Below are 26598 nucleotides of genomic sequence, written 5' to 3' on the forward strand. Positions count from 1 at the left end.
TCCGACAAATTTGGTGGAAAGCTGGGCTGAAAAGGTGACGCCCTGTCACACTAACCGGCGAACGGCACTCAAATGTCTGGCCGCCGGGCTTGTCGTAACCAGTATTCCGCTTCCGCTATGGGCGGCGAGGACCGATCGGGGTCAGTCTTGGGGCGGCTTCGCCACGCCTCCGGTCTGGCACCCGATAGAAGTTGCAACCGGGGACACGCTGATTGTGCCTGCCAAGGTGTCCGGCGTAGCAATCGACGCGGTGCTCGACAGCGGAAGCGGCGCGTCAATTATCAGCAAACCGCTCGCGGCCAAGCTTGGCTTGACGAACCTGGAGCCGCGACGGATCAACGGCCTGAGCGGCAAGGCTCCGGTCGATCTGGTCCGCAATGTCGCGGTGATGTTGGGCGCTTATGCTCCCGTCCTCCCATTCGCGGTGATCGCAGACTTGGGGGCGATCTCGGCTGCCTTTGGTCGGCCAATCGATATGCTGCTCGGGGCAGACGTGCTGGCTGGCGGCTGCGTGGCGCTCGATTTTGCGACGCGACGGTTCGCATTTGAAAGGCCGGCCAGCTTTGTGCCGGGGCCGGAATGGACTGCGCTCCCGCTCGGGCACGGTGCCAAACAGGAATTGTTTGTGCTCGCATCCATCGCCGGACTGGACCCGGTGCCGCTGATGCTCGATTTCGGCAGTTCGTCGGCGTTGATGCTATCCTCCGCCTATATCGAGGCGCACTCCGTTCTCGTCGGCAAGACCGTCTCCACCGCCGCCCTTGGCGGGGTCGAGGGAGTGCAAATCGTCAAGGCCTTCGTTGCCGACACGGTGAGCCTGGGCGCGCTCTCGAGCGCCTTAGTTCCGGCGCTCGCCCTTGATCGGTGGACCTCGGTGAGCACGTAGGGAATGTGGGGATGCCGTTGCTCGGACAATTCGATATCGTCCTGGACGTGTCTCAAGGGCAGTTGTGGTTGCGTTCCGCCCCTCCTCGGGCGCGCCTGCCGATGCTGAAGGATCGAAGCGGCCTCGGCCTCGCCGCCTCCACTACTGACCTGACTGTGGTGCATGTGGCATCCGGCAGCCCTGCGGATCGGGCGGGGTGGGCTGTCGGTGAGCACGTCGTAGCCGTGGACGGTCGTCCTATCGACGACTCCTATACGCGGGGATTGCTTTGGCAATGGCGCTACGGCCCCGCAGGAAGCCGGGTAACGCTTAAGGTCGCGGACGGAACTACGCGGATTCTAAAGCTTGCCGATTACTACTGAGCGGTCCGGCAGGAAAGCAAAGGGAAGCTGCGGATACTTCTCGGTTTAGGCGCGGGTTTGGAGGTGATGAGCCGGATCGCCGTACTCTGTCGGTGGCATGCTGGCAGCCTCGCCGGTGTCAATGTTCGTTTTGGCGGCCGCTTACCCGCTGCTGCTGCGCAGGCCGCTACGTCCATCTTTTGAAACTACCCCAGCCTCTCAGCAAAAGGAGGTCATGATAAGAGCGCTACGCATCGCACTGTTTACCGCCGCCATTTTGGCCGCCGGTCCGGCCCACGCCTAATCCATGAGCGGAGATGTGAAAGGCATGTCCGGTATGGGGGCATGGACAAAGGGCGCCTGCCGACAAGACGGGGCAGGGTGTCGGTGTCATCACCGCGATCGATACCAAGGCGAACAAGCACACGATCCAGCACGGACCGATTCCGGCGGTGGGCTGGCCCACAATGACCATGGCGTTCAAGGCTAATCCGCCGACGCTGTTTCGCGGCCTGCGGGTGGGCGAGCGGATCGGGTTCGACGTCCAGACCCAAGGCGTGGCCGCCGAGGTCACTGCCGTGCGGCCGCAATAGGCACTATTTGCCCGAGGCGGCCATTGAGTATGTCCGCCTGGGGGAGATGTCTTGAAGAACAGCCTGACCCCATGGAGATCAGTCAGGCGCAGCAAGACGCGTCTGGACCCGAAAGTTGAATTGGTGGGCACGCTACCGTTCCATAGGAGCAGAACACGCAGCAATCTCCTGCCTTCGGGCGCAACAAGGCACCGCAGCCGGTGCAATCGTAGAAATATTGGCAGGCGTTCGTCGGCATCGTTTCCGCCTTCACCGAGCCGCATTGCGGGCAAGTGATAGTCGATTCGAGAAGGGGCGCTCGCTCAGACATAGGAATATCCAAGCCAGAGCAGGATCGCGCCGACCGTCAAGCCGACGAACACCACAACACGCAAGGCAGCCGGCGTGCAGGCGCCGTTGGGCCCACAGGTCATCGCCACGCGCTGTTGCCGCCAGAGCATGATCGCACCACCGACAAGGCAAAGTGCGCTCAAGCCGAGGAGAAGCGTCCGATAGGGAGCTGCGGCAACGGCGATCCCGCCCAGCCACCCCACACTGACGCCAACGGTGGTCAGCAAGATCGGCAAGGCGCAGCAGGAGGCTACGCCGAATGCCGACGCTATTGCGCCGAAGGCGAGAAACAGCGCCCCACGCACGCTCGAAAAGCGGCCCAGGACATATGGTTTGGACATCATCGGCGACTCCTTGCGATCAATTGGCTGGAACTCTACCATCTGTAGGAACTACAGACTCAACCCCCAATTTCGAAAGGCGAGGGGCGGCCATGGAAACCATCGCGATTGGGGAGCTGTCGCGGCGCACGCGCTGCAACATTGAGACGATCCGCTATTATGAGCGTATCGGACTGCTGCCTATGCCGGCCCGCCGGGGCCGGTACCGCAGCTTTGGCCTCGCGGATGTTGCGCGGGTCCATTTCGTCCGGCGCGCGCGCGAGCTGGGCTTTACGCTAGACGAAATTCGGGCGCTGCTCGGAATCGCCACCGCCGAAGATATGGCATGCGGCGACGCCCGCGAAATCGCGGCTTCGCACCTCCGGCAAGTGCGCGCGCGGATTACCGACTTGAGGCGTATGGAGCGCGTGCTTGCCGACACCGTTCGTGCCTGCGACGCCGGCGATCAGGTCGGATGCCCGTTGATCACGACATTGTCTGCTACCGCCCAATTGGGCACGATTTGATCGATGTTTCTGCAAGATCGGCGAACCTGTCACGGCGCCTCTCACCGTCGCCGAAATCCTGGTATCTATCGGACTGTGGCTACATCTGACTGAGCTGCACGACCATTCGCCGGATACCAGATTGGGCGCAGCTCATAGTCATAGGCATCGCGATGCGTCGATGAGGCATTGCCATGCCCATTTCCCGATGTGCTGGGAGGCTGACGCCTCAGACTAGCCAGGCGTTGGTGGTCGCGATGACCAGAAGAACGCCAAGCACTCCGCGATAGATGACGAAAGGCCAGGCGGAGAAGCGCTCGAGGACGCGCATTAGGGCCCAGATCGCCGCGAATGCCGAAATGGATGCGACGACAAGGCCGACCGCCAGAATGGACCAGCCGTGCATGTCGAGGTGGACTTTGTGCAGCTCCCACAATTCCTTCAATCCGGCGAGAGCGATAGCCGGGATGCCCAACAGGAATGAAAAGCGCGCAGCTTCTTCACGCTTAAATCCGAGTGCGAGCGCAGCGGTGAGAGTCGATCCGGAGCGTGAGACGCCTGGGATGAGGGCTCCGACCTGGGCCAGGCCGACGAGCAGCGCGTCCACCAGTGATGCGTTCTCGACGCTGCGGCGGTGGCGTGCCAGGATTTCAGTGAGCGCCATCAGCACCGCCATTACGATACACGCCCAGCCGATCACCGGCAATGCGCGAAGGGGCGAGTTGCAGGTATTGAGGCTGCTCGAAAGGAGCACGCCCGCCAGCGCGATAGGGATCGTCGCCAGCACGATCCAGGTCGCAAGACGCAGATCGGGATCGCCGAATTCGCGGCGGCTGATCGCCGACACAGACTCGACGGCAAGACGGCGAACGTCCTGCCAGAAATAGCTGATAACGGCGGCGAGCGCCGCGAGCTGCATTGCGGCCGAAAAGGCCGAACCCGGATCTCGCCACCCCAGCACGGCAGGTACGACGCGCATATGGGCCGTCGACGAAATCGGCAGAAGTTCGGTAATGCCCTGCACCACGCCCAAGAGGGCGACCTTGGCATAGCCCAATGTCACAAAGCCCGTGTCGATGCTCGCGGTACATTGTCCGGCCATATCAATGTGGTCCTTTTGCGGGATCGAAGAGCGAAGATCGTGGCTTCGTGACGCTCGGAAACCGAGCTATCGCGCCCGCTGGTCGCGATTGATAAGACGCAGCCCGTTGAGCACGACCAGGAGCGATGCTCCGACATCTGCTGCTATCGCGCCCCAAAGCGACGCCATTCCGAGCAGCGTCAGCCCCCCGAAGACGAGCTTGACCGCAAGCGAGAAGCCGATGTTCTGCCGGACGATGGTGAGCGTCGCACGGGAGTGCCGAATAAGCCACGGTAGCTGGGAGAGATCATCCTGCATCAGTGCGATATCCGCCGTCTCGATCGCCGCATCGCTCCCAATCGCGCCCATCGCGATGCCGAGGCTGGCCCGCGCCATCGCCGGCGCGTCGTTGACGCCGTCACCGACCATCGCGACAAGGCCATGCTGCGCCACCAGTCTTTCTATCGCCTCGACCTTCTGTTCGGGAAGCAGCTCGGCGTAAACTTCATCCACACCGGTTTCATGCGCGATGGCCTGAGCGGGCGCGCGGCTGTCTCCCGTCAGCATCACGACCTGTGCGATGCCAAGTTCATGCAGTTGCGCGACGATTTGCCTGGCCTCAGGACGCACTGCATCACCAATTGAAATTAATCCGATGACCGACTGGCCCTCGCCGACAACGATCCCGGTCAGTCCGGCCGCAGCGATTCGACGCAACTGGGCGGCAAGCTCATCATCGCCTGCACCCCCCAGCCTCTCGCCGAGATAGCCAGGGGAGCCGACCCAGATCTCGCGACCACCGATCGCGCCAACGACTCCTTGCCCGGGCAAGGCCGTCACCGCCGTTGCAGGGACGATATCGACGCCGCGCACTGCTGCGGCATCAAGGATCGCGTGGGCAATCGGATGCTCGCTTCGCGCTTCGATGGCAGCCGCGAGCGCCAGCAGCTCGATCTCGCCCCGACCGCCAAGCGGGACAAGCTCGATTACCTCGGGGCGCCCAAGCGTGAGCGTGCCGGTCTTGTCCATCGCAATCGCTGTGAGGCGGGCAGGCGTTTCCAGGTGGACACCTCCCTTGATCAGCACGCCCCGCCGGGCCGCGCCCGTCAATCCGGCGACTATGCTGACAGGGGTCGAGATGACCAGCGCACAGGGGCAGGCGATGACGAGCAACACGAGCGCTTGATAGAACCAGGCGGCCCAACCGCCTCCCAGCAGAAGAGGCGGCACGAGGAATACCGCCAGGGAAAGCGCCATCACGACCGGCGTGTATATCCGCGCGAAGCGTTCCACCCATTGTTCGGTCGGAGCCCGTTTGCTCTGCGCCTCGCCGACCATCCGCACGATACGCGCGAGGGTCGTGTCGGAGGCTGGCCGGGTGGTTACGATTTCGAGCGCGCCCATGCCATTGATGGTCCCGGCATAGACGGTTGCGTCCTGCATGACCGTGACGGGTACGCTTTCACCCGTGATTGGTGCCTGATTGACCGCGCTGGTCCCCGCAACCACCTGGCCATCGAGCGGTATCTTTCCGCCCGGCGGAACGATCACGTGCGTTCCGACCGCAACGTCGGCAACGGGCACGTCCCTCTCGACGCCGGCCGCATCCCGTATCCGGGCCGAATCCGGCGCGATTTCCAAAAGGGCGGCGACGGCACGGCGGGCACGTCCCAGGCTCCATGCCTCAAGCGCCAGCGCAAGGGCGAAGAAAAATGCGACAGTCGCCGCTTCGAACCATTGGCCGATGCCGAGGGCGCCCGCCACCGCGACCAGCATGAGCAGGTTCATGTCCGGCCGGAGTCGCCGCGCCGCGAGGATCGCCTTGGGCGCGACGTATCGAACGGCCGACAGAATCGCCAAGGAATAAGCGAGCATCGCCAGAAGCGGGGGGTGCGCCTCGCGCGCCAGGCTCTCGTGCAGTACCGCAGCGAAGCCGTTCGCGCGCGCGTGAATCGCAAAACCGATCAGGACCAAAGCGCCGCTTGCGATGGTCAGCCCGGCCTGAACACGGCGCCGCCGCTGTTCCTCTGGCGCACCGACACTGCGCTCGCCTTCATTCCACAGTTCGGCGCGCATCCCCGTGCGTTCGACTGCCCTTAGGATGTCGGCGTGAAGAGAGAGATCGGCATCGCTCGCGATCGACATGCGACCGTTGATCAGATCGAACGACAGTTTTTCCGGCCCGACGATCGGACCGAGTTCGCGCTTGAGCACCGCGACTTCGTCACCGCAGTCCATGCCATGGATTGCGAAAATGACGCCGTCCGGACGGTCCGGCAGGGCCTGGGCAACGGGCGCCGGTTCACCCGAGCAGCTTCTGCAACCATCGGCTCCCGCGGCATCTTTTGAGATACCGCTCTGACCGTCTAGCTCAGCGGTCATCCCGGTGGTCGATACGGCCGCGATCACGGCTTCGACTGTGAGGCCGGACGCGACGTCGACGTCGAGCAGGCCAAGCTTCGGCTGGAACGACAAAAACCGCTCATCTCCACCGAGTGGGAGCAGCGCTTCCCTGAGCAACCGAACCTCGTTCTGACAGTCTAGCCCCTGCACCTTGAAGCGCCATCGGCGCTCTATCGCTATGGGGCTCGTCCCGATTTGATCGAACATAGCGTCACCTCGACTTTTCGACATGACACCCTCTATACAGTCTGAAGTCACTAGAGGGTCAAACGATATGTCCACCGAGCCGCTCAGCATCGGGAGTCTGGCCAAAGCCACCGACACCAAGGTGGAGACGATCCGCTATTATGAGAGCATCGGCTTGTTGGCGGCGCCCGCCCGAACAAAGAACAACTATCGCGCCTACACCGCCCAACATCTCGCACGGCTCAGTTTCATTCGCAGGGCTCGCGCGCTGGGTTTCTCGATCGACCAGGTTCAGGAGTTGCTCAAGCTTGCCGACCAGAAGGATATTTCTTGCAAGGCGGTGGACGCGATCGCGCGGGAGCATCTCGCCGAAATCGACCGAAAGCTTCGCGATCTGAACACGCTGAGGTCCGAATTGAGCAACGTCATTGTCCAGTGCGGGCATGGCACCATTTCCGAGTGCCGCATCATCGAGACATTGGCGCCGGATTGCACTGCGTTCGGCTGAGCAGGGCGGTCGATGATGTCACCGTTCGCAATTATCAGCAGCTAATGCAAATAAGTCGCAAAACTGCTTGACCCTCTAGCAGCTAGAGGGTGTAGACGCGACGTATGTTCACGCTTTCTGGCAGCCTTCACCTTTTATCGATTCGTCGGCGGACGGTTGCGCTGTGGCGCGTGTTGGCGGTTCTCGGTGCCGTCTTGCTTGCCCTTGCCACAAGCGTCGCTGCCGATGCGCAAACGACCGACGTGCAGACGGCATGGCGGCTGCTCGACTATATAGCGGTCGATTATGGCGGTGCTGTCAGCGGCGGACGGGTGAAGAGTCCTTCCGAATATGCCGAGATGACCGAATTCGCGGCTTCGGTATCGACCCGCCTTTCGACGCTGTCGCCCACGCCGGCGCGCAAGCAGCTGATCGCGGGTGCAGCTCGACTTCAGGGCGTCATCGCCGCGAAAGGAACGCCCGAGGAGGTCGCCCGCATCGCCCATGGCCTCGCCGCCGATCTGCTCAAGGCGTACCCTGTGCCCCTCGCGCCGAGCAAGGCGCCCGATCTGGCCCGCGGCGCTACCTTGTTCGCGCAGAATTGCGCGAGCTGCCACGGCATGACCGGGGATGGGCATGGCCCCGATGCTGCAAAGCTCAAGACGCCGCCGATCGCTTTTAGCGAGGTAGTGCGTGCGCGGCAGCGCAGCCCGTTCGCGCTCTACCAGGTCATCGACCAGGGCATCGACGGGACGGCGATGCAAAGCTTTGCGACCTTGCCGAGCGACGATCGCTGGGCGTTGGCCTTCTATGCCGGTCGCTTCGCCTTTCCCGATGCTCTTGCAAGCCAGGGCGAGCGGCTGTGGAAGTCCGATCCGGACTTGCGGAACAGGATCCCCGACCTGACGACATTAGCGGGGCTGACACCCGAGGTGCTTGCGAAGACGATCGGACCAGACAAGGCAGACGCGGTGATCGCCTATCTGCGCCGTCACCCGGACGCGGTGATCCGGCAGGCACCCGGTTCGCTGACCATCGCGCGCGCAAAGCTGGCACAGAGCCTTGCGGCCTATCGTGGTGGCGACCGCCACGCCGCCAAGGAACTCGCGCTCTCCGCCTATCTCGATGGCTTCGAGCCACTCGAGCCGATGCTGACCGCGCGCGACGCAACGCTCATGGGGCACATCGAAAGCGCCATGGGCGAATTTCGGGCATCGCTCCAGCAAGGTCGCCCCGCCGACGAGGTTGCCAAGCGCGTCCAGGTGCTCGACGGCCTGTTCGACGATGCCGACGCGGCATTGTCCCCGGACGCAGCGAGCAGCGCATCGACCTTCCTGGGCGCCTTCACCATTCTGCTGCGCGAGGGGCTCGAAGCCCTGCTGATCGTCGTCGCGATGATCGCTTTCCTGCGCAAGGCCGAGCGGCCTGAAGTGCTGCCCTATGTCCATGGCGGCTGGATCGGGGCGCTCATAGTCGGCGCGATCACATGGGGAATCGCGACCTATGCGATCGGGATCAGCGGCGCGAGCCGGGAGCTTACCGAAGGGTTCGGGTCGCTGTTCGCGGCTGTCGTCCTGCTCTCCGTGGGGATATGGATGCACGGCAAGGCGCAGGCGGACCAATGGCAACGCTACATCCGCCAGAAGATGTCGCACGCATTGTCGAAGCAGTCGGCCTGGTTCCTGTTCGGCCTGGCCTTCATCGTCGTCTATCGCGAGGTGTTCGAGACGATCCTGTTCTACGCCGCGCTCTGGACCCAGGGCAATGGCGGCACGATGTTGGCGGGCGCCGGCTCGGCTGTCGTTCTGCTCGGCCTCATCGCCTGGGCCATGCTGCGCTACAGCCGCGACCTGCCGATCGCGAAATTCTTTTCCTACAGTTCTTGGCTTATGGCAATCCTCACCATCGTCCTTGCCGGCAAGGGCGTGTCGGCGCTACAGGAAGCCGGCATCATCGACATTGCGCCGCTTGGAGGCGGGATCCGCGTTTCCATGCTCGGTATCTTCCCGACCTTGCAATCGATGGCCGCCCAGCTTCTGATGTTGATCGCGGTGCTCGGCGGCTTCTTCCTGAACCGTCGCCGTGCCGCCGCGGCTGCCGATTGATGCGGCCGCGCCAGCCAGCAACCCCCTTATTCTCTTTGCAGTACCGGAACTAATCTGGAAAATCACAAGTTTGAGAAGCTAGGCTAGAGGAGAAACTCAATGGCAAGCGCGCCGCCCGACCCCCACCCCGACTCGCTTCCTAGCGGTTCAGACGAGACGCCGGAGCAGCTCGCCCCCGCCGACGACGATGGCCGGGAGAGCGTCGAGGATATCCCGGCTTCTGGAACGCCGTAGGGCTCAGGCAGCATCCAGGATCAAGCGACACGCTGACGCCTCACTGCGCAGTAGAGCCGTTCAAGAGCTCGAGACGTCCACCCGCTTGCAGGGACGCGAGCACGACGGCGCTTGGCACAATCATGCCCATCCTTCACGAGCCAACATATGGGGTTACGGGAGCATAAGTGTTCAGATGACTACCGTTCCCGTGTCCCACCTGCCGATCCTATTGCGTCCCGATCCGGCGCGGACGGTGACTCGTCCGTTCTTACCCTCCGATCCCCCGCGTTACGCCATAGCTGGCCGGTCGCGCGGCGCGCGCATCATTGCGCGCGTACTCTTCCTCGACGCCGCGAAGCTCGATCGGGACCTCGCGCGGGTCCGCCTCTCGCTCGATGCGCGTTATCCGGATGTTGAGGCGACGTTGCTTCGCCGTTTCGAAGCGGTCGCGGACCTCGTACCCGGCCAGGCTGCGCTCAGGCGCGACCAGCGCTTGCTCATCGGAGCTTATTTCAGTGCGGAGTATTCCTATGAATCGGCCGCGTTGTTCAACCCCAGCGTGGTCGCCCACCCCGACCAGGGTGCGACGCCCGCGGGCGCCTTACGCTTTATCTTGTCGCTGCGCGGGATAGGTGAGGGCCACCTCTCGTCGGTGACGTTCCGCACGGGCATCTGGGCGGCGGATGGATCGGTGATGCTCGATACGCCCAGTGCGGTCTCGGTTCCGCCGGAGTTGATCCTGCCGGACGACTGGAAGGACGGCGATCCCTTCTCGCTCGATTGCTCGGCCAGCCACGATGTGTCGCAGACCGTCCTGTTCCCCTTCGTCGAAAGCCAGAGCGGCGGGATCGAGGACCTGCGGCTAACCCGCGTGGAGCGCGCCGACGGCACGTACACCTATGCCGGCACCTATACCGCGCTGGGCCTGCGCGGCGTGCGGCAGGAGATGCTCGAAACCGACGACTTCCATCGCTTTGCGATGCGCCCGGTCACCGGCGACCTCGCTGACGGTAAAGGTATGGCGCTGTTCCCGCGTCAGATCGGAGGGCGTTACATGGCAATCGGACGACAGGACAGCGAGAACCTCTGGCTGTTTGCTTCAAACGACCGGTTCCACTGGGTCGGCGGCAGAAAGATTCTCGAGCCGGCCGAGTCGTGGGAATTTATCCAGCTCGGCAATTGCGGCTCGCCCATCGAGATCGATGAAGGGTGGCTGCTACTCACCCACGGGGTCGGGGAGGTCCGCAACTATAGCATCGGCGCGGCGCTACTCGACCGCAATGACCCTTCGAAGGTTCTTGGGCGCCTCGCCAGTCCGCTCATCGAGCCTAGCGTGGACGACCGCGATGGCTATGTTCCCAACGTCGTCTATAGCTGCGGCGGATTGGTGCGCGGTCGGTCGCTACTCCTGCCCTACGGCGTCGCCGACAACTATACGCGCTTCGCGACCGTTTCGATCGACGCGCTGGTCAGGGCAATGACGTGACGTTTCAATGGCCGACAGTAATTCGCTTTTTAGGGCAGCGGTAGCGTCGAGATTCCGCCAGGCAGGCGTAGCCAATGTCATTGCCATTGCGCACGCCACTGGAAGGTCGGTTCTTCTTTTTATGAATGCGTGCTCGATCAGTGGTATCACCACCAGACGAGGATCCCGTTTACTCGGCGCGTTTCGATGTGCGGGACCCTTGGCCCGATCATGATGGTTAACGAGATCGTAACGCATCCGGCGTAACCAAGGACTGCGGGGGCGTTCTTATAGTCTTTGCGGTTCATTCCAGTGCGACAGATTTCCCGGCCCCACTGATGTCCTGAAGGAAGCCATAGTGACGAGCGTCGGTGCTGCAGATGTCATGGCTATTCGCAACGCAGTGCTGCAGCGAAATGCTGCCTTGCGGGATGCCGCCACCCGCCCCGTTGCGAACACTGGCCAAACGACCGATACAGCCCGCGTTGACGGTGTCGCTGCCGGTTCGGCATCCTTCGCGACAACTTTTCAAAATGCCCTCCAGCAGGTCAACACCCTCCAGGAGCAGGAAGATGTCGCGACTGAGGCCTATGAACGCGGTGAAACAACCGACATCGCGTCGGTAGTGCTCATGCAGCAGCGCGCATCAATCAGTTTCGAAGCGACCTTGCAGGTCAGAAACAAGCTTCTTTCTGCCTACAAGGATATAATGAACATGCCGGTCTGATCAGTCTCCGGCCACCTGATCAGACCCGAGCGGCAACGTGTCACGAGCGGATGCTGGTGTTATCGGAACAGACCGCCCAGAAAGCCGCCTCGCTGATGGCCGCTGCCGTGGCCTCCGCCGTGACCTCCGCCATGGCCCCCTCCGTGCCCGCCACTGTAACGATCCTCGCCATGACCTCCACCCCACGGGGCTGACTGGCCGTAGCCGGGCCCAGGTGCGCCGCCGCCGATAGACTGCGGCGGTGCATCGGCCTCGAAAGCGGCGTTCCGTTCGATGATCTTGTCGAGTTCGCCACGATCGAGCCAGACGCCCCGGCACTGCGGACAATAATCGATCTCGATCCCCTGTCGATCGGAAAGCAGGAGATCAACTCTGCATACCGGGCAGAGCATCCCCTGCGCGCGGGCCGTGGATGCAGATGCTGGGACGATATCGGACATGCTGAATTCCTCGCTCGTTCGGATGCGGCTTGCGACTGACAACAGGACACCGCGACGGCCATTGACCAGAGCATGATGCGCGTCTCGCAATGAACCTAACCCGAATGGCGCAGCCTGGCGGTTGCATTTTTGGTCAAATACCGATCCGCCTCTAGCGATGAGGACCGGAGCGGTGACCACCGAAGGAACCATGCCCGCCACCGTGACCGCCTACGCCGATTCCAACCAGATGGAGCCAAAATAAGGTTGCCCGGAATAGGTGCCACAAAATGGATAGTAGGATCGTCCACGACCGGGCCGACGTCCGACACCTTGACCACGCACGTCGCTTCCCCTTCCGTCGCTGCGACCGCGACCGCGACCGCTGAAGGCGCCTCGTTCGGGCGGCTCCGTTCGCAGGTTGAAGCGTAACTCTGATCGCGACGACGGCACTCGGGGTATGCAGGGCACCCGTTAATGGGCGTAGGCATAGCGAGGTTCGTCCTGCATGGTCGTGCAATCGCCCCGCAAGGCGATCGACGACATCCTCCCCACTGTCCCACCCAAAGTCCGCAGCATCTTGCATCGTCATTTATATTGTTGCGCCTGTTCTATCGCTTCACCGAGAAGAGTGCGCCATCTGTCGGCGAGGCGCTCGTCCTGCGGTCGGCCACCTTTTACTTGGCATGCCTTCACGACGAACTGGCTTGACAGACAATTTCAGGCTTTGTGGTTCACGATGAGTTCAGTGCTGCGTGGCTACGGAGATCGGCAAGAGTGGCTGGTTCGAAGCGCTAAGGAGAGAAGAGATGCAGCGAAAGATCCTTCTCGTTCTCGCTAGTGCCGCCCTCGCGACATTGACTGCGTCTCCCGCCTTGGCGCGGGACCGGCATGGCGGCGGCCACCATCGGGGCGGGCATGGCGGGGTTGGCATCAACGTTGGTCACGGAGCTGGATATTACGGTGGCTATGGTGGCGACTACGGTGGCTACCGCTATGCCCCCCGGTCCGCCTACTATGATGACCCTTATTTTTATGATCGGCGCATCAGCTACCAGCAACGCGGCTACTACGACGGTAATCGAGGCTATCGCCGTGACCATCATGACAGACGGCGGGAAGAGCGGCATCATTGACACAAATTGCAGCCATGGGTCGATCGGCCAGCGGATTAAGGACAATATGACCATGAAAATAGCGCAGATGTTGTCGATGTCAGCTTTCGCGGCGGCGCTTGCATCTCCGAGCGTCGCGCAGACGCAATCTCACGGAGCAGGTGTCAATTGGAGCGGAGGACATGGCGGCGTTAGCTGGGATGGCGGGCACGGCTATGGCGGGGGGGATTATCGCGGCTATCCTGTGAGCAATTCGCCACCCACATACCGCGCGCCTGCAGCCCAGCAGTCTGCGAACATGCCGCAGCGCCGCGGTCAACTCATCAGACCCGACAACGTCCGCCCGATGCCGGCGCTACCGCGCGCCGGTGGTGATAGCAGCGACCGCCACGGACGCGGCGGCCGCTAAGTCGATCATCTCAGTTCTTTCCGTTTCATACAACGCCGGGCCAGCGAGGAGCCTGCCAATTACGAAAATGGTCACCAGGGTTCCAAGATTGGCCGCCGTTGCTTATTCAAGAAAGGGGTCGCATCGGCAATTACCCGCCGATGCCGCGTCACCACCATCGCGAGCCACTAGCCCACTATCAATAAGAGCCTTAAGTGAACGATTGCTGCAGCCACTATTCCGGAAGTATTCATCCCAACGGGCTCAATACATATCCATGACGCTCCGTCATAAACTGAAGGATAGATCATGAGGAAGTATTTGATCGCAGCCGCAGCGCTCCTGACCTTTACCGCCCCGGCGGCGATGGCCCAGTCTCGGGATGGATATCGCGGTGGCCAGGACCATGGTGCGCAACGTGGCTACGGCAACTCAGGCGGTTACGGTTATAACGGGGCGTATGATTATGACAGCAACTATCGTCAGACATATCGCAACGAGCGCCGACAGGCTTATCGGCACAACAATCAAGAATATCGCAACGATCGGGGATATCGCAACGAATGGCGTCACGAACGACAGGAGCGCCGTGAGCACCGCCGCGATGATCGCTACTAGGCTTGTTGTCTGAAAGTGTTGGGCCGGGCGCCTCGATCGGGTGTTAATTTGTTCACGGACGAATAGGCATCCTTGCCGCGCAATCAAGCGCGGTGCACCTCGGCGCTGCGGGGGCCGTGTGGCCGGCTCGCCGAAACGGCAGAGCTGGCCATTTCGCCGCCGCAAGCGCTGAACAGTCTGGTCATGCAACTTACAGCGGCAAAATGCGACGGCGCTGCGCAATTAGAGCGTGGGTGGTTTTTTGCCGCCAGTGGCGGCACATGGTTCCAACCCGCCGTCGCGGACATACGTTAAGCGCCAGATGGAGCCGATGTGGGGGAGTGGATTCAACAACTGATTGACCAACTCGGCTATGTCGGCATTGCCATCCTGATGTTTGCCGAGACGGTTTTTCCGCCCCTCCCATCCGAGGTGATCATGCCGCTTGCCGGGCTCCGCGCAGCGCGCGGATCGCTGTCGCTGGCGGGCGCAGTCGCTGCGGGTTCTGCGGGCGCGATGGCGGGGAACCTTTGCTGGTATTTCGCCGCGCGATCGCGCGATCGCTCGGCGTTCACCGGTTTCGTCGGCTGCTCGAGCGCCATGGGCGATGGCTGGCACTCGATTGGTCGGAGGTCGAGCGTTCGAGGGACTGGTTAGACCGACACGGCGCAGCTTTTGTGTGTCTCGGGCGACTCATTCCGACGGTTAGATCAGTCGTGTCGGTTCCGGCAGGAATGCTTAAGATGCCGCTGCCTCGTTTTGCAGCCTGGTCTGCAGCTGGAACAGTCGCCTGGACGGCCGCGCTGACGGTTGCCGGATATGCGCTGGGACAACAATATACGCAGGTGGAGCGTTATGTCGGGCCGGTCTCCACCGCTATCACCGTGCTGGTGGTAATCGGCTACGGCTGGCGGGTCGCGCGATGGCACCGCAAGCCATGACGCGCGCGCTTAACAGAGTGGTGCTTGCGCTTATGCGAGCCAACGAGCATGGCGGCGTAAAATGAAAGTTCACGATGAAGTTCCTGCGGCCGCGGATTTATATTGGCGGGTGGAACGGGCGACACGCGCCACCGTAATCGTCGATGCGGACGGTTATTTCACAGCCCTACGTTCGGCGATGCTGAAAGCCGAAAGGCGCATCTTGCTTGTCGGCTGGGATTTTGACGCGCGCATCAATTTCGCACACGGCGGACAAGATGGCGGTCCGCCGACCGTGGGGGCGTTCATAAGCTGGCTGGTGAAGCAGAAGCCTGGCCTTCACGTTCATATCTTGCGCTGGGATACTGGCGCTCTCAAGACACTCTTTCACGGTCGCACTCTGCTCACAATCCTTCGCTGGATCCGCGACCCGCAAATCCACCTCAAGCTTGATGGACATCATCCCTTCGCCGGGTCGCATCATCAAAAAGTGGTGGTGATCGACGACGCTGTGGCGTTTTGCGGCGGCATCGACATGACGGAAGACCGCTGGGATACGCGCGAACACGTCGACGACGAGCCTCGGCGCGTCGAACCGAGCGGCCGGCCCTACGGTCCCTGGCATGATGCGACGACGGCGCTTGAAGGGCCCGTGGCGATCGCGCTGGGGGACATGTGCCGGGCACGGTGGCAGGCTGCCGGTGGCCGTGCGCTTGAACCTGTGGGCGGCGGCGGCGATTGCTGGCCGGACGGTCTGTCTGCCGATTTCACGAACGTGTCTGTGGGTATATCGCGGACGTTGCCGAAAATGGCCGATCGCGAACCAATCTATGAGATCGAGGCGCTCTATGTTGCATTGATCAAGCGAGCGCGGCGGTGGATCTATGCGGAAAGTCAGTATTTCGCCTCGCGTTTCATCGCGGAAGCGATCGCGCAGCGGTTGCACGAGCCCGATGGCCCGGAAATCGTCATGATCAATCCTGCCACCGCTAACGGGTGGCTGGAGCCGATCGCCATGGACTCAGCCCGCGCTCGTCTGATTGCGGCACTACGTGAGTGTGACACCTATGGCCGGTTCCGGATGTATCATCCCGTCACCGGCGGGGGTGAGCCAATCTACGTTCATGCGAAAGTTACAGTGATCGACGATGAAATTTTGCGCGTGGGATCATCGAATTTCAACAACCGTTCGCTCCGTCTCGACTCTGAATGCGATGTGACGATCGACGCTACGAATAGCGACCATCCGGAGGCCGAGCGCATGGTGATCGCGGGCATCCGGAATTCCCTCCTTGCAGAACATCTTCACAGCGATTGCGCGATCGTGCAGGCGAAACTTGCCGAAACCGGGTCGCTCATCGCCACTATTTCTGCGTTACAGACGTGGGCAAGGTCGCTGCGCGAGTACGAGCTACCCGCCCTCGCTCCCGTAGAGCGGTGGCTAGCTGATACCAAGCTGCTCGATCCCGAAGGACCCGACGAGATGTTCGAAACCTTTTCCCGGCGAGAGAGCTTGCTGTCTCGCTTGAGGCACCACCACCCAGTCAGAGGGAGGGGTGGCCGACGATAGCCGGAGCTAGCCGCGTGGGGTATTGCTCTAGATCTCTCGCCGACGCTTTCATGTTTAATGCTCCTCGACAGGCCGGTGTCGCTCCCCTCCTCTTTAAGAGCCCGCTGGGAACAGAAGCAGGATCTTGGGGGGCGACGTAGTAGCCGGCTGACCGAATTTAAAGTTGCATGGTCTGGCGTCGTTTCCAGCGTTGACAATCATCGCACGACGAGCATGGCAATTGCGGCTGCTGCCATCACGCATGTCGCAAGCCACCCCAAGAACAGCAGTATCCATCCGGCGTGACCCGCCTTGTCGATGAGGTGAGGAACCGGTCTTAAGCTCGTGCTCAAGAGCGCGCTTAGGAGCGGTTGATGGGTCAGGTGACGGTATTTTCGGGGCCTGAGCGGCGCAGGCGCTGGAGCGACGATGAGCGGCTGCGGATCTTGAGCGAGGCGTTTTCGCCCGGCGCTTGTGTGGCGAGGGTTGCCCAGCGGCACGATGTTTCGACGTCATTGGTCTACACGTGGCGACGCAAGCTGCGTGCGGCTAGCACCGAGCCGACGATGACCGAGCGATCGGCGCCGCAGTTTGCCGAGGCGATGATGGCTCCGGAGCCCGGCTCAGCTCGGCCCAGCCTCAACCCCGCGATCGTCGTCGACCTGGCGCGCGGCAACCGGGTCAGCATCTTCCCCTCGGCATCGCCGGCGCTGGTCGCCGCCGCCTTGAGAGCGCTGCGGTGATCCCTGCAGGTGCACGCGTGTGGATCGCGATGGGTCACACGGATATGAGAAAGGGGATGCAAGGCTTGGCGCTGCTGGTCCAGCAAGGCCTCAGCCGCGATCCCCACGGCGGCGATCTGTTCGTGTTCCGCGGGCGGGCAGGTTCGCTGGTAAAGCTCATCTGGCATGACGGGATCGGCATGTCGCTCTACGCCAAGCGGCTTGAGAAGGGGCGCTTCGTCTGGCCGTCGGCGAAGGACGGCATGGTGTCGCTGACGGCCTCGCAGCTGGCCTGTCTGCTCGACGGGATCGACTGGCGTAACCCGCAGTATTCCTGGCGCCCGCAAAGCGCGGGGTAGACCGCGCACTTTCTTCGTCAGCGGCGCATTTTGTGCTTCATCCGGGCGGTATTTTGTGATTCCATCGTGCTCATGGAAGCTGCGGTTTCGCCCGTTCCGGACGATGTCGAAGCGCTCAAGGCGCTGCTGGCGACCGCGATCGGACGAGCTGATGAGGCCGAGGCCAAGCTCGCCAACGCCCATGCCCGCGCAAGCGCCACCGAGGCGATGATCGCCCACCTCAAGTTGCAGATCGCCAAGCTGCGCCGCGAGCAGTACGGGCTCAGCGCCGAGCGTACTCGCCGTTTGCTCGAGCAGATGGAGCTGAGCCTCGAAGATCTCGAAGGTGACGCCGCCCAGGACGATCTCGCCGCCGAGGCCGCCGCTCAAAGGAGCGCGAGCGTCACCCCGTTCGAGCGCAAGAAGCCTTCCCGTAAGCCGTTCCCCGAGCACCTGCCGCGCGAGCGGGTGGTGATCCCTGCGCCTTGCGCTTGCCCGGCCTGCGGCAGCAGCCGCCTGTCCAAGCTCGGCGAAGACGTCACAGAGACGCTCGAGGTGATTCCGCGCTCCTGGAAGGTCATCCAGACCGTGCGCGAGAAGGTCGCCTGCCGGGACTGCGAGCTGATTACGCAGCCGCCAGCGCCGTTCCATGTCGTACCGCGCGGATGGGCAGGTCCCAGCTTCCTGGCCATGCTCCTGTTCGATAAGTACGGACAGCACCAGCCTCTCAACCGCCAGGCTGACCGCTTTGCCCGCGAGGGCGTGCCGCTCAGCACTTCGACGCTCGCCGATCAGGTCGGCGCCGCCGCCTTTGCGCTGATGCCGCTCTACCGCCGCATCGAGGCCCATGTCCTGGCCGCCGAGCGATTGCACGGCGACGATACCACTGTGCCGGTCATGGCCAAGGGCAAGACCGATACGGCCAGGCTGTGGGTCTATGTCCGCGACGATCGGCCATTCGCCGGCGCCGATCCGCCAGCGGCGCTGTTTCACTACTCGCGCGATCGCCGCGGCGAGCATCCCCGCGCGCATCTGGCATCCTGGTCAGGTATCCTGCAGGACGATGCCTATGGCGGCTACATCGAGCTCTATGCACCTACCCGCATGCCGGCACCCGTGCTCGAGGCTGGCTGCTTTGCTCACGCGAGGCGCAAGTTCTTCGAGCTGGCCGACGTCGAGGGCGCGGCGCGCAGGAAGAGCCGCGGCGAGCGCGCCGGCATGATCTATCCGATCGCGCTCGAAGCCGTGCAGCGGATCGACGCCTTGTTCGATGTCGAGCGCGCCATCAACGGCAAGCACGCCGGCGAACGCCTCGCTATGCGGCGCGAACTAAGCGCACCGCTGGTGACCGAGCTGCACGCCTGGCTCACTACCCAGCTCGCCAAGCTGTCGCGTAATCACGACCTCGCCAAGGCCATCAACTACATGCTGCGGCGCTGGGACGCGTTCACCCGGTTCCTTGAAGACGGGCGCGTGTGCCTCACCAACAACGCCGCCGAACGCGGACTTCGCTGCGTGCCGCTTGGCCGCAAGGCCTGGCTGTTCTGCGGGTCCGATCGAGGCGGCGAGCGTGCAGCGGTGATCTACACGTTGATCCAGACCGCACGCCTTAACGACGTCGATCCTCAGGCCTGGCTTGCCGATGTCCTCGCCCGCATCGCCAGCCATCCCGCCAGTCGGCTCGATGACCTGCTGCCCTGGAATTGGCAAACCCACCGCGCTGACATCGCCGCCTGACACACGTCCGCCGCGGCCCTCACCGGATGGCTACGAACAGCAACTGTGGGCGGGCGGTAAACTTACCCATGGCGGAGTGCTTTGATACGACGATCATCATAGCGATCATTATCGGTACTGCCGTAATTCCATTGATAACGGCACTCCAAAAGAGTGCCTTCAAGGGATCCAGCTCTGACCAGTCGATGCCAATTCCGAGTAGCGTGGCTAGCCCTATAACGACGTAAAATCCGACCGCTTCCCAAGGTTTATGTTCGAGGCCGCACTTCCATCCGCGGCTTTCACCTATGGCATATGCTGCCGAACCCGCCAGGACCGGCACCGCGAGCAAGCCGGTGCCGATGATGCCAAGGGCGAACAGCAGGAAGGCAAATCTGCCAGCAACAGGCTCAAGCGCTTTCGCCGCGTCGGCTGCGGTTCCGATCGATGTTTGACCTGACGCGTGAAGGGTCGCCGCGGTCGCAATCATGATCGCCAGGGCCACCAAATTGGAAATTGCCATGCCAGAAAAAGTGTCGAGCCGCATGCGGCGAAACTCCCGCCTGGCCTGCCAGGGGGCTTCGACGAGCGGCTCAGCATCATCATCTTGGGTGACCTCTTCCACTTCCTGCGCGCTTTGCCAGAAAAAAAGATATGGACTGATCGTCGTGCCGAAGATCGCGACGATCGTGACGACGGCTTCCTTGCTGCTGACGGAGGGCATGATCAAGCCAAGGCCTATGAGAGACCAGTCAAGCTTTACCATGAACAATACTGCTACATAGGCCAAGAGGACCAGTGTGAGCCACTTCAACAGACTGGAATATCGACGGTAGGGGACAAAGAGTTGCAGAGTGAGGGACACGAGGGCAAACAGGATCGTGAAAATATGCGAGCCCCAACCCACAACCATTTCGGCTGCGGCACCCATTGCTGCGATGTCGGCACCGATATTGATTGTGTTGGCGATAAACAGGAGTGAGACCAAACCCGTCACCAACCACCTTGGTAATATGTCACCCATATTCTTGGCGAGTCCGCAGCCGGTCACCCGGCCGATATGTGCGCTAACAAGCTGAACGGAACACATGAGCGGATAGGCTAGTACCATGGTCCAAAGCAGCCCAAAGCCAAACTGCGCACCGGCTTGGGAGTAAGTCGCGATTCCGCTAGGGTCGTCGTCCGCTGCGCCTGTGACGAGGCCAGGGCCGAGTTGCTTGAAGAGTGCGATCGACCGCAAGCGGGCGCCAAGTTTCATAAAAATCCTGTCTTTTGAAAATCGCTAAAGGTTACTAAAAGAAGCTGCTTTAACGTAGCGCTCGGAGACGAAAAGCTTCGCGTCGTTGCGCAAGTTGCGGTCATCTCTGGGGGATGATTGGCCGCAGTCTGAAAAGCAGGTTGAACCGCCCCGGGTTTGTCGGACGCTCCAACTCCTGAGAAGGTGGAGCCATGACGAGCAAGACGACGAACAAATATGCGCCGGAAGTCCGCGAGCGCGCGGTGCGGATGGTGCTCGATCACGAGCGCGACCACGCATCGCGATGGGCGGCGGTGATGTCGATCGCAGCCAAGATCGGCTGTGCGGCGCAGACGCTGCACGAGTGGGTCAAGAAGGCCGAGGTCGATAGCGGCCGACGCGTCGGCGTGCCGACCGAGGTCGCGGCCCAGCTGAAGGCACTGGAGCGCGAGAACCGCGAGCTGCGCCAGGCCAACGAGATCCTGCGCAAAGCATCGGCGTATTTTGCTCAGGCGGAGCTCGACCGCCCGTTCAAGCGATGATCGCGTTCATCGACGATCAGCGTGCCATTCATGGGGTCGAGCCGATCTGCAAGGTCCTGCCGATCGCCCCGTCAACCTACCATGCACACGAGGCGAAGCGCCGTGATCCATTGCGCCTGTCGGCGCGGGCGCGCCGCGACCTTGCACTTCGGATCGAGGTGCGGCGCGTGTTCGAAGCCAACTACCGCGTCTACGGTGTGCGCAAGGTCTGGCGGCAGCTGCAGCGCGAGGGGTTCGACGTCGCGCGCTGCACGGTCGCACGGCTCATGCGGGCGATGGGCTTGGCGGGCGTCATCCGTGGCAAGCCGGTGCGCACGACGATCGGCGACCGCTCGGCACCGTGCCCGAGTGATCACGTCAACCGGCAGTTCCGCGCGCCAGCGCCCGATATGCTCTGGGTCTCGGACTTCACCTATGTCGCGACCTGGGCGGGGTTCGTGTACGTCGCGTTCGTCATCGATACGTTCGCACGGCGGATCGTGGGTTGGCGAGCAAGCCGCACGGCCCATGCCGGCTTCGTCCTTGATGCACTCGAGCAGGCCCTCCACGATCGCCGACCGACGCACAGCGGCGGTCTCATCCATCACTCCGATCGCGGTAGCCAGTACGTCTCGATCAAGTACACCGAACGCCTCGCCGAAGCGGGCATCGAGCCCTCGGTCGGCAGTGTCGGCGACAGCTATGACAACGCTTTGGCCGAGACGATCAATGGCCTTTACAAGGCCGAGGTGATCCACCGGCGGGGACCGTGGCGATCGTTCGAGACCGTCGAATACGCGACGCTCGAATGGGTCGACTGGTTCAATCACCGCCGGTTGCTCGAACCCATCGGCAACATCCCGCCCGCAGAAGCAGAGGAGCAATACTATGCCATGATCGAACAACGGCCTATGGCCGCATGACCCAAACCAAATAGCCTCCGGCAAACCCGGCGCGGTTCAGGTCGCGCAACGCTTCCGGCGAGTGCTGACGCCTCGAAACTCTGGCTCATGCCTACTACGGGAACAAAATTATACCGATACGATGGTGGGTGGCGGCGCATCGATGCCGAAGTCTTTGATGGTAAGCAGCGGCGCGCCATTCTTGAGGCGCTCGATGCAGCTCTTGCAGCAACCGGTTCTACCCAGACGGTGACATGGGGCGAGCGGATAGAAGATCGCGGCAGCCAGATCAAGTTTTCCGCGCTTGGACAGGGGCGCCGCGGGATGCGAAAGAAAAATGGGAACCCGATTTTGCCAAACGCAAGATCATACGATCCGATCTTGCGGGGCGCTTACCCGGTCTATCCATCAACATGGGGCGCTACGTCCATCGACGTCACCCAAAGAGGCGTCGAAAAAGCCTATGGCCTTAAATAATTGAGCGCGTCCAGCGGCATAGCCTTTGATGCGATGTTCTTCATCGAGGAGCGATATTCCCTGGGAGGAATGACTATCCCGCGAAGACGCTTGGCCTGGACACGGTGCGTGCGCGATCCAGCCAGCGTTTGAAACCGCAACGTGCGGTGTGAATGCCACGTCCAGGGCTTGGCCCACCGCAATGGTGTCCTAGGCCCGCGCCGCGGCGACGCGACGTGGCAGCCAGAAAGGCCGCGATGACCTTGTTCATGCATGAAAATTCCGATTGATAGGCATCAAGTTGTGCGTCTGCTCTAGGCAGCGCACGGTCGTTTGAGCATCAATCAGGCGATAGGGGGTCTAAGATCAGGCCCAGGCGACCAACGGCCGTCGAATCGACAAATACAGCGGGGGCGCTCCGAAGGTCGAATAGGATTGGAACAATTGATCGGGCCGAAACGAGCGACGCCACGCCATGGCAGCCACCATGATGATGGGGCAGAGACCCATCGGCGTCCCCTTGCGACTGATCCTGATCCCCATCGCTATGGACATATCCAGAGCATTCGATCGTTGTCGCGCTGGTTGTAAAGGAACTGGAAAACTCACCTGCGTGCACCGCCGCAGTCGCTGTCAGCGACGCAACAATCGTGCAAAGCATCAGGAAGCCCCAACGAACCATATTCATCTCCATAGATGAATTTGTACGACCTGTCATTGCAAAGTCGCCGCCACAGATCGATGAAGGCTAGCTCCTGCACACTCACCGGCTAGGAGCTGCAGGACCATAAATTGGCAGGGCACTGGTTGTCAGCGACGATCATTCGCATGTGCCTGAGAGATTGCCCGCCCACTAAGCAATCCAATTGTCGACAATCGCCACTCCCAGGCCCGCTGTGCTTTCGATACCTTACCCACCAGCAACATGGCATGGGCGGGCTATTGATGCCGACCGCCGAACTCGCAAAAGCGGGGCCCCAAAGGTCAATATTCTGATCGCAGCCGCAGTGGTTGGGCGGTCGGGGCCGCCTAACTCGATATCTCGGTAGACTCACAATACCGGTAATCGTTATGCGCTCGGCTTGGAGGCTTTGGCAGCGGAGATTCCGCGTGTCTCGGGGCACAACGGTGCCGCTTGAAGTTTTACGATGACTTGGCGCTGTGTTTTGACTACACAAAGCAGTTATGTTGAAGAGGTTCTGGTCCCTCGTGTTGGTAATGCTCGCGTCATCCTTGGTGGTGACGGCGACCGTGCACGCGCAAGAAAGGCCGGAATCAGTCACATTCGAGTGCAGCGGTATCGTACATATCGATGGCGATGCCGATCAATCGCAAGGTGATTCGGACAACGCTGTTCCGCACCATCACGGCAGTTGCCACGGGTCGTCGATGAATGTCCCGGCTTCGGGTGAGCTGGCGGCTACTTTGCGTGCCGCAGACGTACGCCCTTTCCCCAGCTCAGACGCAGGAATCGCATCGCATGCGGTTGACCCTGCACTAAGGCCGCCCTCCGCCTGACATTTTCGCCGGCCAGCGCATGCTGGTTTGACGCAATTTGTCAGGATTACCACGTAATGAAAAAGATGATCGCGGCCGCACTGGCTGCGGCGTCCTGTGCATCGATTGCACAGGCGCAAGGACAGGCGCAACAAGCGCCTGCGCCGACAGCGGAGCCTTCATTGGCGACGCTAGCATCCGCACAGCCCTCGTCGGCATTCACGTTGGATCAGGCTGTGATGGAGGCGGGCGGCGTCGCGCCTTCCAACGTAGCAGCTGCAGCGGGGGTCGAGGCCGCGCAGGCCGGACGTTCCGTTGCGGGTCTGCGTCCCAACCCGACTTTTCAGAGTCAGGTCGAGAATGTGGTCGGCTCAGGGCCCTATCGGGGACTTCGAAGCGCCGAGACTACGGTCGGTGTAGCCGTACCATTGGAACTGGGTGGAAAGCGTAGCGCGCGTGTCGCAGTCGCAAGCGCGCAAGTCTCTCGGGCGGAATTGCAAGCCGCAATAGTAGCCGCCGATATCCGGGTGCAGGTTACACAGCTTTACGTGGATGCGATCGCCGCTGAACGGCGGTTGACGACGGCACGTGACCAGGCACGGATCGCGAGCGAGGTGCTGCGCGGAGCCGGGGTCCGAGTTCAGGCTGGCCGCGCATCGCCACTTGAACAACAACGTGCCGATGTCGCGCGGATCAATGCAGATGCCAATGTCGAGCGGCTAACGCGCCTCACAGCAGCCGCACGGATCAATCTTGCACGCCGGATAGGTCGCCCTATCGACGGGCCTCTCGATGTAGGATTGCTCGATCGACTCCCCGCACCGACCTATGGACCGATGGCCCCGACCGCGGCGGCGGGAACCCTTGCGCTGGCGGCAGCTGATGCCGACCTTGCCATCGCCGACGCAGGTATCCGGCTCGCCAAAGCCAACCGCATTCCCGACATCAATATAGGACCGGCGCTGCGGCGTCTGGAGGCGACGAAAGACACCGCTGCGGTGTTCGCGATCTCGATACCGATCCCAGTGTTCAACAATGGGCGCGCCGCCATTGCCCAAGCGACCGCCGAACGAACGCGCGCCGAAGCTGTGCGTCGTGTGACTGCGCTCGATGTCGAGCAGGCGATCACCGACGCGGAAGCGGAAGCGGCTAATGCTGCGACTTCGGCTAGAGCTGCCGCCGGTCCGGCTCTAGCCGCCGCACAAGAGGCCGCCAGGATCGCACGCATCGGCTACCGCGAGGGCAAATTCGGGCAGCTCGATCTACTCGATGCCGAACGCACATTAGCAGAGACGCGCGTCGCCGCGATCGATGCGCTCGCCAACTACCAAAATACCCGCGCCCGTCTTGAGCGATTGACCGCTCCGGCGCCAGACCAACAGGGGAATTGATCCATGTCGATGTTCATGCCGCGTACCGCGGCTTCACTGACGCTTGCCCTCGCTCTCGTAGCGTGTGGCGGCTCACCTGAGCCCGCTAATGAGACTGCAAACGAGGCCGCGTCGGCCAAGAGTGGCGAAGAAGGCGCAGGAGGCGGACATGCCGATGAGGGCAAGGTTACGCTTAGCGCCGATCAGATAGCGGCGGCGGGCATTCAGGTCGGCCGCCCGACGCTTGGCGGATCGGGCACGATCGAGCTGCCGGCCACGATTGAGGGGGATCCGCAAGGAACGCAGGTCGTCTCGGCGGCGATCGGTGGCCGTGTCGTTTCTCTGACCCTTAATCTCGGCCAGTCGGTCGGACGCGGACAGACCATCGCCGTCATCGAAAGTCGTGAGGCTGCGCAGCTCAAAGGTGAGGTCGAGGCATCACGTGCCCGGCTTGCTCTTGCCAACTCGAACCTGGCGCGCGAGCAGCGGCTGTTCGCGCAGCGGGTGTCGCCCGAGCAGGATCTGATCGCGGCGCGCACCGCGTCGATTGAGGCGGGCATCGCCTATCGGCAGGCTCAAAGCCAGGTTTCGGCCGCAGGCGGCGGCGGGGGCGGACTCAACCGTCTCGGCATTGTCGCGCCGATAGGCGGCCAGATCATCGCCCGCCCGGTCGTGTTGGGGCAAACGGTCGCGGCCGATGCCGAACTTTACCGCATCGCGAACCTTAGCCGCGTGTCGTTGGCGCTAAACCTCAAACCGGAAGATGCAGGTCGGGTGAAGCCCGGTAACACCGTAATGGTGACGGCTTCGGGACGGCAGGCGAGCGCACGGATCAGCTTCGTGTCGCCAGCCCTGGATCCGCAAACGCGGCAGGTGCCGGTTATCGCAACTCTCGAAAATGGTGGCGGTCAGTGGCGAGTCGGTGAGGCGGTGACGGCCTCGGTGCAGCTCAGCGGCACCGGCGGCGCCGCTAACACGGCCATTCTAGTGCCCACCACCGCCGTTCAGACAGTCGAGGGCAAGTCGGTCGTGTTCGTACGAACGCCAACTGGATTCCAGGCAACCCCGGTCACGCTCGGGGACGCTGCCGGGGCAACCGTCATCATTGGCTCTGGCCTCACCGGCCGCGAGCAGATCGCCACCACAGGCAGCTTCACGCTCAAGGCCGAAATCGGCAAGGGCGAAGCGGCGCACGAGGATTGATG

General features: G+C 62.3%; 27 protein-coding genes, 1 pseudogene and 1 other annotated feature. Of the genes and pseudogenes, 21 read left to right on the top strand and 7 right to left on the bottom strand.

The window, feature by feature from the left end; translation table 11 throughout:
- Positions 1–13 precede the first annotated feature (13 nt).
- The 3 genes from QMG56_RS13145 (at position 14) to QMG56_RS13155 (ending at position 1820) form a co-directional block, all read left to right on the top strand.
- Positions 14–886 (top strand): retropepsin-like aspartic protease, encoded by an 873-nt coding sequence (locus QMG56_RS13145; protein WP_281822829.1) that lies wholly within the window; start codon positions 14–16, stop codon positions 884–886.
- 11 nt (positions 887–897) lie between these two features.
- The gene (locus QMG56_RS13150; protein WP_230189192.1) at positions 898–1248 is read left to right on the top strand and encodes a PDZ domain-containing protein; all 351 of its coding nucleotides are present in this window, start codon (positions 898–900) and stop codon (positions 1246–1248) included.
- Positions 1249–1619: 371 nt separating this feature from the next.
- Positions 1620–1820, top strand: coding sequence for a copper-binding protein (locus QMG56_RS13155; protein WP_137788257.1), 201 nt, complete (start codon positions 1620–1622; stop codon positions 1818–1820).
- An 82-nt stretch (positions 1821–1902) separates the two neighbouring features.
- Here the strand turns inward: QMG56_RS13155 and QMG56_RS13160 are convergent, their stop codons facing one another.
- Both QMG56_RS13160 and QMG56_RS13165 read right to left on the bottom strand, forming a co-directional pair.
- Positions 1903–2130, bottom strand: coding sequence for a GDCCVxC domain-containing (seleno)protein (locus QMG56_RS13160; RefSeq protein WP_088185132.1), 228 nt, complete (start codon positions 2128–2130; stop codon positions 1903–1905).
- Positions 2123–2494, bottom strand: coding sequence for a mercuric reductase (locus QMG56_RS13165; protein ID WP_230189193.1), 372 nt, complete (start codon positions 2492–2494; stop codon positions 2123–2125). The genes QMG56_RS13160 and QMG56_RS13165 overlap by 8 nt, the downstream gene beginning before the upstream one ends.
- Before the next feature lie 89 nt (positions 2495–2583).
- On the opposite strand from QMG56_RS13165, the gene QMG56_RS13170 reads away from it, so the two are divergent.
- Positions 2584–2997, top strand: a complete 414-nt coding sequence (locus QMG56_RS13170; protein ID WP_137788256.1) for a helix-turn-helix domain-containing protein — start codon at positions 2584–2586, stop codon at positions 2995–2997.
- 208 nt (positions 2998–3205) lie between these two features.
- Here the strand turns inward: QMG56_RS13170 and uppP are convergent, their stop codons facing one another.
- The gene (gene uppP / locus QMG56_RS13175; RefSeq protein ID WP_230189194.1) at positions 3206–4078 is read right to left on the bottom strand and encodes an undecaprenyl-diphosphatase UppP; all 873 of its coding nucleotides are present in this window, start codon (positions 4076–4078) and stop codon (positions 3206–3208) included.
- Between the two features lie 66 nt (positions 4079–4144).
- Complete coding sequence (locus QMG56_RS13180) at positions 4145–6667, bottom strand: cation-translocating P-type ATPase (protein ID WP_230189195.1); 2523 nt, start codon at positions 6665–6667, stop codon at positions 4145–4147.
- 67 nt (positions 6668–6734) lie between these two features.
- Here QMG56_RS13180 and QMG56_RS13185 point away from each other — a divergent pair, with 67 nt between their 5' ends.
- From QMG56_RS13185 to fliE, 4 genes are all read left to right on the top strand, one after another.
- Positions 6735–7154, top strand: a complete 420-nt coding sequence (locus tag QMG56_RS13185) for a helix-turn-helix domain-containing protein (RefSeq protein ID WP_230189196.1) — start codon at positions 6735–6737, stop codon at positions 7152–7154.
- A 104-nt stretch (positions 7155–7258) separates the two neighbouring features.
- On the top strand, positions 7259–9238 hold the full coding sequence (locus QMG56_RS13190; RefSeq protein ID WP_230189197.1) for a cytochrome c/FTR1 family iron permease: 1980 nt from the start codon (positions 7259–7261) through the stop codon (positions 9236–9238).
- 409 nt (positions 9239–9647) lie between these two features.
- A complete protein-coding gene (locus QMG56_RS13195; RefSeq protein ID WP_230189198.1) occupies positions 9648–10940 on the top strand; it encodes a glycoside hydrolase family 130 protein in 1293 nt (430 codons plus the stop codon).
- A gap of 337 nt (positions 10941–11277) precedes the next feature.
- Entirely contained in the window at positions 11278–11646 is a 369-nt protein-coding gene (fliE, locus tag QMG56_RS13200; RefSeq protein WP_375713692.1) for a flagellar hook-basal body complex protein FliE, read from the top strand.
- Between the two features lie 59 nt (positions 11647–11705).
- Here fliE and QMG56_RS13205 read toward each other — a convergent pair whose 3' ends face one another.
- Positions 11706–12038 carry a zf-TFIIB domain-containing protein gene (locus QMG56_RS13205; protein WP_230189230.1) on the bottom strand — a complete coding sequence of 111 codons (333 nt, stop codon included), beginning with the start codon at positions 12036–12038 and terminating at the stop codon, positions 11706–11708.
- An 836-nt stretch (positions 12039–12874) separates the two neighbouring features.
- Here QMG56_RS13205 and QMG56_RS13210 point away from each other — a divergent pair.
- The 9 genes from QMG56_RS13210 to QMG56_RS13250 all read left to right on the top strand — a co-directional run bounded on the left by QMG56_RS13210 (position 12875) and on the right by QMG56_RS13250 (position 19431).
- Positions 12875–13201 carry a hypothetical protein gene (locus QMG56_RS13210; protein WP_230189199.1) on the top strand — a complete coding sequence of 109 codons (327 nt, stop codon included), beginning with the start codon at positions 12875–12877 and terminating at the stop codon, positions 13199–13201.
- A 52-nt stretch (positions 13202–13253) separates the two neighbouring features.
- Entirely contained in the window at positions 13254–13589 is a 336-nt protein-coding gene (locus QMG56_RS13215; RefSeq protein ID WP_281822830.1) for a hypothetical protein, read from the top strand.
- A gap of 288 nt (positions 13590–13877) precedes the next feature.
- The gene (locus tag QMG56_RS13220) at positions 13878–14186 is read left to right on the top strand and encodes a hypothetical protein (RefSeq protein WP_281822831.1); all 309 of its coding nucleotides are present in this window, start codon (positions 13878–13880) and stop codon (positions 14184–14186) included.
- Positions 14187–14498: 312 nt separating this feature from the next.
- Positions 14499–14822: a DedA family protein gene (locus QMG56_RS13225; RefSeq protein WP_281822890.1), complete on the top strand. Its 324-nt coding sequence runs from the start codon at positions 14499–14501 to the stop codon at positions 14820–14822.
- The gene (locus QMG56_RS13230) at positions 14777–15106 is read left to right on the top strand and encodes a DedA family protein (RefSeq protein ID WP_281822887.1); all 330 of its coding nucleotides are present in this window, start codon (positions 14777–14779) and stop codon (positions 15104–15106) included. The genes QMG56_RS13225 and QMG56_RS13230 overlap by 46 nt, the downstream gene beginning before the upstream one ends.
- Before the next feature lie 61 nt (positions 15107–15167).
- Positions 15168–16655, top strand: a complete 1488-nt coding sequence (locus QMG56_RS13235; protein WP_281822832.1) for a phospholipase D-like domain-containing protein — start codon at positions 15168–15170, stop codon at positions 16653–16655.
- A 353-nt stretch (positions 16656–17008) separates the two neighbouring features.
- Entirely contained in the window at positions 17009–17377 is a 369-nt protein-coding gene (locus QMG56_RS13240; RefSeq protein WP_281822833.1) for a transposase, read from the top strand.
- A gap of 17 nt (positions 17378–17394) precedes the next feature.
- The gene (gene tnpB, locus QMG56_RS13245) at positions 17395–17715 is read left to right on the top strand and encodes an IS66 family insertion sequence element accessory protein TnpB (RefSeq protein WP_354957993.1); all 321 of its coding nucleotides are present in this window, start codon (positions 17395–17397) and stop codon (positions 17713–17715) included.
- A gap of 72 nt (positions 17716–17787) precedes the next feature.
- A complete protein-coding gene (locus QMG56_RS13250; protein WP_281822835.1) occupies positions 17788–19431 on the top strand; it encodes an IS66 family transposase in 1644 nt (547 codons plus the stop codon).
- Between the two features lie 19 nt (positions 19432–19450).
- Here the strand turns inward: QMG56_RS13250 and QMG56_RS13255 are convergent, their stop codons facing one another.
- Positions 19451–20668 (bottom strand): NRAMP family divalent metal transporter, encoded by a 1218-nt coding sequence (locus tag QMG56_RS13255; protein WP_230189202.1) that lies wholly within the window; start codon positions 20666–20668, stop codon positions 19451–19453.
- Between the two features lie 191 nt (positions 20669–20859).
- Here QMG56_RS13255 and QMG56_RS13260 point away from each other — a divergent pair.
- A protein-coding gene (locus QMG56_RS13260) for an IS3 family transposase (RefSeq protein WP_230189203.1) occupies positions 20860–22091 on the top strand; the annotation gives its coding sequence in 2 pieces (ribosomal slippage) (positions 20860–21151 and positions 21151–22091; 1233 coding nt in all).
- Positions 21144–21260: a sequence feature (AL1L pseudoknot), on the top strand. Its footprint overlaps the gene before it by 117 nt.
- Before the next feature lie 51 nt (positions 22092–22142).
- A pseudogene (locus QMG56_RS13265) lies at positions 22143–22699 on the top strand (HAD family hydrolase); the annotation flags it as partial.
- A 193-nt stretch (positions 22700–22892) separates the two neighbouring features.
- Here QMG56_RS13265 and QMG56_RS13270 read toward each other — a convergent pair.
- Entirely contained in the window at positions 22893–23081 is a 189-nt protein-coding gene (locus QMG56_RS13270) for a hypothetical protein (RefSeq protein ID WP_281822836.1), read from the bottom strand.
- A 1019-nt stretch (positions 23082–24100) separates the two neighbouring features.
- On the opposite strand from QMG56_RS13270, the gene QMG56_RS13275 reads away from it, so the two are divergent.
- On the top strand, positions 24101–25414 hold the full coding sequence (locus QMG56_RS13275; RefSeq protein ID WP_230189204.1) for a TolC family protein: 1314 nt from the start codon (positions 24101–24103) through the stop codon (positions 25412–25414).
- A gap of 9 nt (positions 25415–25423) precedes the next feature.
- Positions 25424–26596: an efflux RND transporter periplasmic adaptor subunit gene (locus QMG56_RS13280; RefSeq protein WP_375713698.1), complete on the top strand. Its 1173-nt coding sequence runs from the start codon at positions 25424–25426 to the stop codon at positions 26594–26596.
- The last annotated feature ends 2 nt before the right edge of the window (positions 26597–26598 follow it).

It is taken from the genome of Sphingobium sp. BS19 (assembly GCF_027925545.1).
Taxonomy (GTDB): Bacteria; Pseudomonadota; Alphaproteobacteria; order Sphingomonadales; family Sphingomonadaceae; genus Sphingobium.

Coding starts and splice junctions, on each gene's coding strand:
- QMG56_RS13150 (WP_230189192.1), top strand. CDS start 898: ATGCCGTTGCTCGGACAATTCGATATCGTCCTGGACGTGTCTCAAGGG.
- QMG56_RS13160 (WP_088185132.1), bottom strand. CDS start 2,130: ATGTCTGAGCGAGCGCCCCTTCTCGAATCGACTATCACTTGCCCGCAA.
- QMG56_RS13165 (WP_230189193.1), bottom strand. CDS start 2,494: ATGATGTCCAAACCATATGTCCTGGGCCGCTTTTCGAGCGTGCGTGGG.
- QMG56_RS13170 (WP_137788256.1), top strand. CDS start 2,584: ATGGAAACCATCGCGATTGGGGAGCTGTCGCGGCGCACGCGCTGCAAC.
- uppP (WP_230189194.1), bottom strand. CDS start 4,078: ATGGCCGGACAATGTACCGCGAGCATCGACACGGGCTTTGTGACATTG.
- QMG56_RS13180 (WP_230189195.1), bottom strand. CDS start 6,667: ATGTTCGATCAAATCGGGACGAGCCCCATAGCGATAGAGCGCCGATGG.
- QMG56_RS13185 (WP_230189196.1), top strand. CDS start 6,735: ATGTCCACCGAGCCGCTCAGCATCGGGAGTCTGGCCAAAGCCACCGAC.
- QMG56_RS13190 (WP_230189197.1), top strand. CDS start 7,259: ATGTTCACGCTTTCTGGCAGCCTTCACCTTTTATCGATTCGTCGGCGG.
- QMG56_RS13195 (WP_230189198.1), top strand. CDS start 9,648: ATGACTACCGTTCCCGTGTCCCACCTGCCGATCCTATTGCGTCCCGAT.
- QMG56_RS13205 (WP_230189230.1), bottom strand. CDS start 12,038: ATGCTCTGCCCGGTATGCAGAGTTGATCTCCTGCTTTCCGATCGACAG.
- QMG56_RS13210 (WP_230189199.1), top strand. CDS start 12,875: ATGCAGCGAAAGATCCTTCTCGTTCTCGCTAGTGCCGCCCTCGCGACA.
- QMG56_RS13215 (WP_281822830.1), top strand. CDS start 13,254: ATGAAAATAGCGCAGATGTTGTCGATGTCAGCTTTCGCGGCGGCGCTT.
- QMG56_RS13220 (WP_281822831.1), top strand. CDS start 13,878: ATGAGGAAGTATTTGATCGCAGCCGCAGCGCTCCTGACCTTTACCGCC.
- QMG56_RS13235 (WP_281822832.1), top strand. CDS start 15,168: ATGAAAGTTCACGATGAAGTTCCTGCGGCCGCGGATTTATATTGGCGG.
- QMG56_RS13240 (WP_281822833.1), top strand. CDS start 17,009: ATGGGTCAGGTGACGGTATTTTCGGGGCCTGAGCGGCGCAGGCGCTGG.
- QMG56_RS13250 (WP_281822835.1), top strand. CDS start 17,788: ATGGAAGCTGCGGTTTCGCCCGTTCCGGACGATGTCGAAGCGCTCAAG.
- QMG56_RS13255 (WP_230189202.1), bottom strand. CDS start 20,668: ATGAAACTTGGCGCCCGCTTGCGGTCGATCGCACTCTTCAAGCAACTC.
- QMG56_RS13270 (WP_281822836.1), bottom strand. CDS start 23,081: ATGTCCATAGCGATGGGGATCAGGATCAGTCGCAAGGGGACGCCGATG.
- QMG56_RS13275 (WP_230189204.1), top strand. CDS start 24,101: ATGAAAAAGATGATCGCGGCCGCACTGGCTGCGGCGTCCTGTGCATCG.
- QMG56_RS13280 (WP_375713698.1), top strand. CDS start 25,424: ATGTTCATGCCGCGTACCGCGGCTTCACTGACGCTTGCCCTCGCTCTC.